The following is a 2,286-nucleotide window of genomic DNA, read 5'->3' on the forward strand; positions in this document are numbered from 1 at the left end:
CCTAGCCCTCTCCCGCAGGAGAAGGAACCAGACCTCTAGGCTCCTCTTCTCCTGTGGGAGAAGGGGTTGGGGGATGAGGGCGATTCTTTGGTATTCATCTACTTGCGTCACCCCGATCGACTCCGCCCTCACCCTAGCCCTCACCCGCAGGAGAAGGAACCAGACCTCTAGGCTCCTCTTCTCCTGTGGGAGAAGGGGTTGGGGGATGAGGGCAATTCCCTAAGTCGGGTCGCGATGAATCGGCATTCGGGGTGGGGCAGTGTTCCACATGAGGTCAATCTCTGCGGGGGTGAGTCCATAGGCTTGATTGACCAGATCTGAGAGGCGATGCTCTAGCCGGAGCGCTTCGGCTTTGCGGGTTTGGATCGCGGGGGCATAGTCATTGTAGACCTGCTGCATGGCTTTGAGTGCCGGGGGGCTAATGACTCCAGCGGTTTTGGGTCGGCGCTTTTTGAGTTCTTGCACAAACTCTTTGACATCCAGACTGGCAAAGTTTTCTAGCTTTTGCCCGGGTTTGTCGATGTTCTGTTCCAGTTCTAACCAGTTCAAAACCTCGCTATAGGCTTCCTGATTGCTTTTAGTCAGTTCAATCAATCGGCTAACCAGCGGTTCCACTTCGGCGCGAATGACATCGGTAGGAGGGGCGATCGGTAAGTTTTCTGTGTAAATATTTTTGAGCCGAAGTGTTTCATTAACACCATGAATAGTAGTGCGGTAGAGGTAGTACCACATCAAAGGTGAATTCAATACTGCAAGAAGCCAAAAGTCACTAGAAGCCAAAATAAAACATAAGTCATTTGTAAAAATACCGCTATTGTCAAAACAAAACTCAGAATAAGTAGACAGATCTTTCCAAATGAGTTTTGGCTGTCCAAACTCCTGCCAGTAATCAATACTGTCTTGGAGTTCATACCATTTATAACTTCCTGGTTTGCGTCCTTTCCAGTCTCCACTTTTAGTAGAATCCCAATCTTTAGGACGTGGCTCTAATTGCTCTCGATAGTTGCTGAGGTGAGCTTTAACAGCAGGATAAGCATCAATATCAATGCCTCGACGGGAAAAGATCATCCAAATACTTTTCCAGTCAGAAATCCATCGTCTTATATCTTGTCCACGCAAGTAAGGTTTGATAATTTCAGCGGATTTTGGATCAGCTTGAAGAATTTGCTTTTTAGTCACATCGTCAATCAAGAACGCTTCATTAAAGCCCGTTTTGATTCCGTAACAAGGCTTTACTCCAGTAAAATCCTTCAACGGCACCCCGACTCGTCGAATTTTTGCCATCAATGCATCCACGGCTGGAGGCTCCAAACTCCAAGCATTTTCTGTAAAGCGCGACCAGGGAACGGTAAAGCCTTCCTGTCCCACATATTGCAGCAGGTTGATCTCTGCCAACTTCTCACGGGGCACCGGGCAAACCACCACGGGAGCCGAATCCATTGGCTTCACCTGCGCCACGGGCTGCACCAGCGGCTTCCGGGCAACCACAATGCAGGGGAAGGTGTCGGCATCCTCAAAAATGGGGGCATGACCAAAATCAATCATTTGTTCCAGCACACTGTTGAAGCTGAAGAAGCGGCGCAGGGGTTCGCCATAGCCCGATCGCAGCCACTTGTTGGTCACGATGTAGGACATCACGCCACCGCGCCTGAGAATCTTCAAGCCTTTCTCATAAAAGTAGGTGTAGAGATCTGCCACGCCATCATAGGAGTCGTAGTGCTGCTGAAGGTAGGGCTTGATGGGTGACAGGAGTTCTTGGCGCACATAGGGCGGGTTGCCGATCGCCACATCAAAACCCCCATCGGCGAATACTTGGGGAAAGCCAGCCTCCCAATTGAATGCTCGATCTGCAACTTGGGGATCAGCGACGATCGAGTTGCCCACTTTGATGTTGTCATCCAAATAGGTCAGCGCTTTGCCCCGTTCTGCGGTTTTCAGCCACAGCGACAGCTTCGTAATCTCCACCGACTCTGGCGACAAATCAACGCCATACAGGTTGTTGTTCAGAATCGTCTTGCTGAGGTCAAACAGGCTGCGCTGCCCCTCTTTTAAGCCTGCAAGCGCCTGGTTAACTCGCTCATATTGCCGCAATAGGTAGTCAAATGCTGCCACCAGAAACGCTCCCGAACCACACGCCGGATCAATCACCCTCAGCTTGAGTAACACGTTATCTCGATAGGCTTGCCAAAACTGGATCTCTGCTTCTTTCACAGGAGTTACGCAGTTGAGAAAAAAGGGTAGGTGCGGTAAAACCAAAGGATGAATCCACCCAAGGTCAACGAGTAC

The 2,286-nt window shown here is 50.1% G+C and carries 1 protein-coding gene; it reads right to left on the reverse strand.

Annotation, left to right across the window (positions count from 1 at the left end):
- Positions 1–219: 219 nt before the first annotated feature.
- Positions 220–2,286, reverse strand: a 2,067-nt coding sequence (locus AB3R30_RS19530) for an Eco57I restriction-modification methylase domain-containing protein (RefSeq protein ID WP_458650893.1), incomplete at its 5' end; no start/stop codon positions are given.

It is taken from the genome of Sivoneniella epilithica UHCC 1019 (assembly GCF_040830845.1).
In the GTDB taxonomy this organism is placed as follows: Bacteria; Cyanobacteriota; Cyanobacteriia; order Leptolyngbyales; family Leptolyngbyaceae; genus ULC077BIN1.